The organism is Halomonas sp. BM-2019 (assembly GCF_017584085.1).
The window spans coordinates 770,190-776,209 of the sequence record NZ_CP071922.1; the positions used below are offsets into that span (position 1 = coordinate 770,190).

Annotated in this window: 9 protein-coding genes; 6 read left to right on the top strand and 3 right to left on the bottom strand. The window is 71.3% G+C overall.

Going from position 1 to position 6,020, the window contains the following annotated elements; all coding sequences use genetic code 11:
• The first annotated feature begins 260 nt into the window (after positions 1–260).
• The gene (locus J5F18_RS03900; protein WP_346301022.1) at positions 261–1,730 is read left to right on the top strand and encodes an aminoacyl-histidine dipeptidase; all 1,470 of its coding nucleotides are present in this window, start codon (positions 261–263) and stop codon (positions 1,728–1,730) included.
• Between the two features lie 4 nt (positions 1,731–1,734).
• Here J5F18_RS03900 and J5F18_RS03905 read toward each other — a convergent pair whose 3' ends face one another.
• Entirely contained in the window at positions 1,735–2,115 is a 381-nt protein-coding gene (locus J5F18_RS03905) for a hypothetical protein (protein ID WP_346301023.1), read from the bottom strand.
• Between the two features lie 109 nt (positions 2,116–2,224).
• Entirely contained in the window at positions 2,225–2,362 is a 138-nt protein-coding gene (locus tag J5F18_RS03910) for a hypothetical protein (protein ID WP_346301024.1), read from the bottom strand.
• Between the two features lie 126 nt (positions 2,363–2,488).
• Here J5F18_RS03910 and J5F18_RS03915 point away from each other — a divergent pair, with 126 nt between their 5' ends.
• The 4 genes from J5F18_RS03915 to J5F18_RS03930 are packed head-to-tail and all read left to right on the top strand — an operon-like array spanning position 2,489 to position 5,220.
• Entirely contained in the window at positions 2,489–3,064 is a 576-nt protein-coding gene (locus tag J5F18_RS03915; protein WP_346301025.1) for a hypothetical protein, read from the top strand.
• Positions 3,061–3,420: a hypothetical protein gene (locus J5F18_RS03920; RefSeq protein ID WP_346301026.1), complete on the top strand. Its 360-nt coding sequence runs from the start codon at positions 3,061–3,063 to the stop codon at positions 3,418–3,420. Before J5F18_RS03915 ends, J5F18_RS03920 begins: the two co-directional genes overlap by 4 nt.
• 40 nt (positions 3,421–3,460) lie before the next feature.
• The gene (locus J5F18_RS03925) at positions 3,461–4,129 is read left to right on the top strand and encodes a DUF1007 family protein (RefSeq protein ID WP_346301027.1); all 669 of its coding nucleotides are present in this window, start codon (positions 3,461–3,463) and stop codon (positions 4,127–4,129) included.
• A complete protein-coding gene (locus tag J5F18_RS03930; protein ID WP_346301028.1) occupies positions 4,120–5,220 on the top strand; it encodes a nickel/cobalt transporter in 1,101 nt (366 codons plus the stop codon). Before J5F18_RS03925 ends, J5F18_RS03930 begins: the two co-directional genes overlap by 10 nt.
• On the opposite strand, the gene J5F18_RS03935 is transcribed toward J5F18_RS03930, so the two are convergent.
• Entirely contained in the window at positions 5,217–5,651 is a 435-nt protein-coding gene (locus J5F18_RS03935; protein WP_346301029.1) for an HIT family protein, read from the bottom strand. The genes J5F18_RS03930 and J5F18_RS03935 overlap by 4 nt on opposite strands.
• Before the next feature lie 157 nt (positions 5,652–5,808).
• Here J5F18_RS03935 and J5F18_RS03940 point away from each other — a divergent pair, with 157 nt between their 5' ends.
• Positions 5,809–5,940, top strand: coding sequence for an entericidin A/B family lipoprotein (locus J5F18_RS03940; protein ID WP_346301030.1), 132 nt, complete (start codon positions 5,809–5,811; stop codon positions 5,938–5,940).
• The last annotated feature ends 80 nt before the right edge of the window (positions 5,941–6,020 follow it).

Sequence of the window (6,020 nt, forward strand, 5' to 3'; positions counted from 1 at the left end):
GTAATCACTATGGCATGCAGAAGGTAAAGTGGGAGGCCGGGTTCTCCCGGGCGAACGGCGCCGCCAGGCGCCCTGGCGGTGTTGTTCAGGTTGGTATTGTCCGCTGGGAGGCCTGTGGCCTCCTTCGCCCGGCAAATAGCCGGCCTCCCACTTAACTGCCTCGGTGGTGTTGCCTTCACCCTTGGGGCCTCTTACAAGGCAGCTTCCCCTGCCAGCACCGGCTGAGTAAGGTAGGCCGGTTATCGCAGAGCAGAGTCCCCATGAACGAACATCTCGAACGGCTCGAACCGCCACTGCTGTGGCGCCACTTCCGCACCCTGTGCAATACGCCGCGCCCCTCCGGGCACGAGGCGGCGCTGGTGGCGCGCCTGGAGCAGTGGGCCGATGAGCAGGGCCTGGCCCACGACCGCGACGCCTTCGGCAACCTGCGCCTTTGCAAGGCGGCCACGCCGGGCCATGAGGCCGCCCCGGGGGTGATCCTCCAGGCCCACCTGGACATGGTGCCCCAGGCCAATGCCGGCTCCCCTCATGACTTCACCCGGGACCCGATCCGCACCCGTATCGGCGACGACGGCTGGCTGCGCGCCACCGACACCACCCTGGGCGCCGACAACGGCCTGGGCGTGGCCGCCGCCCTGGCCATCCTCGAGGACGATACCCTGACCCACGGCCCCCTGGAGGCGCTCTTCACCCTGGAGGAGGAGACCTCCATGGGTGGCGCCCTGAACCTGGCCGAGGGCTGGCTGTCGGGCCGGCTGCTGCTCAACCTCGACTCGGAGGATCGCGGCGAGGTCTATATCGGCTGCGCCGGCGGGGCCGACGTGGTGGTGGAGGCGCAGCTGCCGACGGCACCGGTCAGCGAGGACGAGGTGGCGATGCGCCTCTCCCTCACCGGCCTCAAGGGCGGCCACTCTGGCATGGATATCCACAAGGGGCTGGGCAACGCCAACCGGCTGCTGGTGCGGGTGCTGCGCGCCCTCGAGGCCTGTCAGGTGCGCCTGGCGGACTATCGCGGCGGCACCCTGCGCAACGCCCTGCCGCGGGAAGCCTTCGCCACCCTGGCGCTGCCGGCTGACGAGCGGGCGAGCGTAGCGGCCCGGGTGGCCGCGCTGGAGGCGGAGCTGCGCGCCGAGCTGGCCGGGGTCGATGACGGCCTGGCGCTGGCGATCGAACCGGTGGAACCTGCCTCTGAGGGGGCGCTTACCGCCCAGGCCAGCCACCTGCTGGTGGCGGCGCTGCACGCCGCCCCCTGCGGGGTGGAGCGCCTGAGCAGCGAGGTGCCCGGGGTGGTGGAGACCTCCAACAACCTCGGCGTGGTCAGCCTGGAGGCGGGGCGCTTCCACCTCTGCGCCCTGGTGCGCTCGCTGCGCGACAGCGCCACCGCCGACCTGGCCGACCGCTTCCAGGCGCTCTTCAAGCTGATCGGCGCCCGGGTGCGGGTGGAGAACGCCTACCCGGGCTGGACGCCGCGGCCGGACAGCGAGCTGCTGGCGCGCGTCTGTCGCCTGCATCGGGAGGCGATGGGCGGCGATCCGGCGGTCAAGGTGATCCATGCCGGGCTCGAGTGCGGCATCCTCGGCGGCAAGTACCCGCACCTGGAGATGATCTCCTTCGGCCCGCTGATCCGCGGCGCCCACTCCCCGGACGAGCGGGTGGAGATCGCCTCGGTGGCGGAGTTCTGGACCCTGCTGCGGGCCTTGGTCGAGGACCTGGCCCGCGAGGGGGTGTGAAGGGTCAGTGATTGACCCGGATGCGTACCGCGGGGTAGCCGCCCACGGTCACCAGCGGGATATCGCTGCTGCCGCGATGGTAGCGACGATGGTCCCGGCGGGGTTCGTGATGGCGGGGCGGTGAGGAATGGTAGTAGTGATGCTCCACCACGCGGCTCGGTGCGCGGTGGTGGTGCTTGGCCCGCTTGGGTGAGCGGTGGCGCGCCTGGTGAGGGTGACGCTTCTGATGGTAGTGGCGTCCCCGATCGGCGCGGCGGTCATGGTGGTGGTAGTGATGGTGCACCTGGGGATGGTAGCCGCCGTGGCGGTGGCGATCCGCCGCGGCCGGCAGGCTCATGGCCAGTGCCAGGGCGGCCATCAGGGTGGCCAGCAGCAGTCGGTTCATGGTCTCTCCTCCATTCGTGGTGAGGGTGCCCTCGTTCCTGCGTCCCTGCAGGCAGTATATCGCTGCGTTAACGGGTGCCCGCCGCTCGGGCGGGCGTTGCCCAATCTCTTCATATTCCCGGGCGCGGTGACCGCAAACGACGACACCGCCCGCGGACGCCGCAGGCGATGGCGATGGCGATGGCGCGGGCCGCGGCCTCGGCGGGCAGGGCATCCTTGAAACTATCCGGGCAGATGAGGATCTTCATGGGGGGCTCGCAGTGGGAGATCTCGCTCCAGCTTGGCGTCGTCGCAGGCCGAGCTTGAGCGAGGGCGTTCCTTCCGCCGGACTCGATGCGTACACTGCGGCTCTGACAACCCACGGGAGAGCGATCATGCGCCTCTGGCTGCTGCCCTTCGGGCGGATACGCGCGCTGGTGATGGCCCTGGCAGCAGTCCTGGTGCTGGCCGGCTGCCAGACGCCCCCCCCCACGCTGCCGGCGGCGGAGCCCCGCCCCGCGGCGGAGTGTCGCTGGCCGATCGGCGACCAGGCGCCCCAGGGCCTGGTGCGCGCCGCCGTCGAGGCGCTGGAGGCCGAGGGCTTCCTGATTCGCCATACCGAGCTGGCCCTGGGGCTGGTGAGCGCCGAGCGCACGCGCATACTACCCGGCTACGGCAGCCGCCACGATGACTGGGAGAGCCGCGGGGTGTTCGGCGGCTTCGGCGTCGGTGGCGGACGGGGCGGGGTGAGAAGCGGCGTGATGATCGGCTTCGGTGGCGTGGGCAGCCTGACCCGCGACGCCACCCAACTGGAGCGGGTCTCGCTGCTGGCCGGCGGGGAGGAGGTGCGCGTGAGCCGCGATATCCAGGTGATCGACTGGCGCGGCGAGCTGGCCGATGCGCGCAGCGCCAGCACTGCGGACTTCTGCCAGTGGCTGCGCGGCGCCCTCGAGTCGGGAGGTGTCCGATGAGCCGCCTGTTGCCCGCGCTGCTGGTTGCGCTTCTGCTGGCGGGGTGCGCCACGTCCCCCGCCCGGGAGCCCCCGCGGGAGCTCGACTTCGCCTTCGCCCCCGAGGCGACGCTGCGGGCCGCTGCCGAGGTGCTGATGGCCAACGGCTACGTGGTGCGCTACGCCGATGCCGAGCTGGGGCGCCTCGAGGCGGTCTTCTCGCGCTGGCCCGGCTATCGGGTCCTGGTGGAGGTCTCGGGGCAGGGCGAGCAGAGCCGGGTGAGCCTGACCGCCACCCGAGGGGGGCGTCCGCTGCCGCCCCAGACCCTGGATCGCCTGCTGGTGGAGATGCAGGACCAGCTGGGCATGTGGCGCTGACCCATGACCGCTATCATCCCTGCAACACTCGGGAGACACGATGCCTGATCTATTACGACGACGCCCGGGACTGGCCGCCACGGCGCTGCTGTGCCTGCTCGCGAGCGGCCTGGCCCAGGCCCATCCCCACGGTTGGATCGACATGCGCCTGCGCCTGGTGGTGGACGACGAGGGACAGCTCACCGGGCTCCACCAGTCCTGGCGCATGGATCCCTTCTACAGCCTGGTGGTGCTCGAGGAGCTGGGCCAGGCCGACGGCGAGGGGGGCCTCGAGGCCGCCCTCGACCAGCTCGGCGGTGAGATTCGCGACAACCTGGTGGCCTACGGCTACTACACCGAGCTGACCCTGGCTGGCGAGAAGCTCGCCTTCGACGCGGTCAACGACTACACCGTGCTGGAGCGCGGCGGGCGGGTCGAGTTCATCTTCCTGCTGCCCCTGGCGGAACCGCTGCCGATGGCCGGTCAGACGCTGCGCTACCAGGTGTTCGATCCCACCTATTTTATCGAGATGGTTCATGAGGAGGAGGGCAATCGCCCGGCCAGCGATGCCCTGCTGGTCGGCGGTGGACTCGAGTGCGAGACGCACATCGAGCCGGCCAACCCCGACCCCGAGCGGGTCATGCAGGCCGCCATGCTGGATGTTACCGACGAGGCCGAGCCGGGGCTCGGCCGCCACTTCGCCGAGACCGGGGAGGTGGCATGCCGGTAACCCTCAGGCGACTGATGTGGCTGGCGGGAGGGCTGCTGCTCGCCCTGCTGGCCTGGCAGCTGCTGCTCCAGGAGGCGCTGCAGGGGCTCAGCCTGCAGCTGGTAGCGTGGCAGCGCGACTTCCACCGCGCCCTGACCCTGGCGATCAGCGAGTTCTCGGGCACGCCCTCGACCGGCGCCTGGGCGGCCCTGCTCGGCATCAGCTTCGGCTACGGGGTCTTCCACGCCGCGGGCCCGGGCCACGGCAAGGCGGTGTTGGCCACCTACCTGATCTCCCAGGGCGGCGCTCGGCGCCGGGCGCTGGGCCTCTCCTTCGCCGCTTCCCTGCTGCAGGGGGTGGTGGCCATTGGCCTGGTGGTGGTGCTGGTCTACGGCCTTGGCTGGTTGACCCGCCAGGCCATGGGCAGCGTGGTGTGGGTGGAGCAGGCCAGCTTTGCCATGGTGGCGCTGCTCGGTCTGTGGCTCTGCCTGCGGGCGATTCGCCAGCTGCGCCGCCGGCCGGTGCCGATTGGCCAGCACGCCGGTCATGCCCATGCCAGCCACTCACACGGCGCCGACCCGGGCCAGGCACATGCCCATGGCCACCATCACGACCACCATCACGGCCATGACTGCTGCGGCGGGCACCACCACGTGGACCCCGAGCAGGCCAGCGACTGGCGCACTGCCCTGGCCACGGTGGTCGCCATCGGCATTCGTCCGTGCAGCGGCGCGGTGCTGCTGCTGGGGGCGGCGGCCCTGCTCGGCCACTTCCTGGTCGGCGTCGCCGCGGTGCTGGTGATGTCGCTGGGCACGGCGCTCACCGTCTCGGCGCTGGCGCTGGCCAGCGTCTACGCCCGGGGCTGGGCGGAGCGGCGCCTGGCCCGCCAGGACCAGGCGCCGCGGGCCGGACGCCTGCTGGGCTGGGTCTCGCTGGCGGGGGGGCTGGCCATCGTGGCGCTGGGCGTATCGCTCAGCGTGACCGGCGTCAGCCAGCCGGCGGGCGTGCCGCTGTTGGGCGAGCCCGCGTCGCGTGGCGCCCCGGTCGAGCCGCGTTCGGGGGATGACGCCCCGCGCGAGCGCGCGCCCGGCGGCCACCCCTTCGGCGGCTAGCTCTCCTGCGCCTCGAGCGCCAGGCCCTCGACCAGGGCCAGCACCCGATCGCGCATGGCGGCCAGCTCGTCCAGGTCGTAGGGCCGGGGGCTGCCCTGGCCCCAGACCGGGCCGGGCCAGGCCGCGTCCCCCTCGCGGCGCAGCACCAGGTGCACGTGCAGCTGGGGCACCACGTTGCCGAGGCTTGCCAGATTGAGCTTGTCGGCGCCAATCATCGCCTTGAAGGCCCGGCCGATGCGGCTGGCCTCGCGCCACAGCTGCTGCTGGTCGGCCTCGTCGAGGTCGAACACCTCGCTGACGCCGCGACGCCTCGGGATCAGCAGGAGCCAGGGGTAGCGGGTATCGTTCATCAGGCGCAGCTGGCACAGCGGCAGCTCGGTGATCGGGTAGCTGTCCGCCGCCAGGCGCTCATCGACCTCGGCCTTGTCCATGTGCTCTCTCCTCAAGGGGGGTTGGGCTGCCATCATGACACAGGGCGGCGGGTCGAGTGGCGTCGCCGCGGCGTGGCCGGTAGCGCCCGGCAAATCGCGGCCGGTGGTGCTAGATTGCATGAGGGCATTCACCATCCACCGGCAAGGAGGCAAGCCGATGAAACGCACCCTGGCCATCGTGCTGCTGTCGCTGTTCACGCTCTCGCTGCTGTCCGGCTGCAACACCATCCGCGGGGCTGGACAGGATATCGAGGAGGGCGGCGAGGCGATCCAGCGCTCCACCTACTGAGTCGCGCCCGGTCGCGGCAACCACCGGAGCGGCCTGGCCGCTCCGGCTTTCTTGTCATGGAAGAGAAGGAGACACTCATG

Excerpts from the sequence above, each read along its gene's own strand:
- J5F18_RS03900 (WP_346301022.1), top strand. The coding sequence starts at position 261 with ATGAACGAACATCTCGAACGGCTCGAACCGCCACTGCTGTGGCGCCAC.
- J5F18_RS03940 (WP_346301030.1), top strand. The coding sequence starts at position 5,809 with ATGAAACGCACCCTGGCCATCGTGCTGCTGTCGCTGTTCACGCTCTCG.
- J5F18_RS03910 (WP_346301024.1), bottom strand. The coding sequence starts at position 2,362 with ATGAAGATCCTCATCTGCCCGGATAGTTTCAAGGATGCCCTGCCCGCC.
- J5F18_RS03925 (WP_346301027.1), top strand. The coding sequence starts at position 3,461 with ATGCCTGATCTATTACGACGACGCCCGGGACTGGCCGCCACGGCGCTG.
- J5F18_RS03915 (WP_346301025.1), top strand. The coding sequence starts at position 2,489 with ATGCGCCTCTGGCTGCTGCCCTTCGGGCGGATACGCGCGCTGGTGATG.
- J5F18_RS03935 (WP_346301029.1), bottom strand. The coding sequence starts at position 5,651 with ATGGACAAGGCCGAGGTCGATGAGCGCCTGGCGGCGGACAGCTACCCG.
- J5F18_RS03930 (WP_346301028.1), top strand. The coding sequence starts at position 4,120 with ATGCCGGTAACCCTCAGGCGACTGATGTGGCTGGCGGGAGGGCTGCTG.
- J5F18_RS03920 (WP_346301026.1), top strand. The coding sequence starts at position 3,061 with ATGAGCCGCCTGTTGCCCGCGCTGCTGGTTGCGCTTCTGCTGGCGGGG.
- J5F18_RS03905 (WP_346301023.1), bottom strand. The coding sequence starts at position 2,115 with ATGAACCGACTGCTGCTGGCCACCCTGATGGCCGCCCTGGCACTGGCC.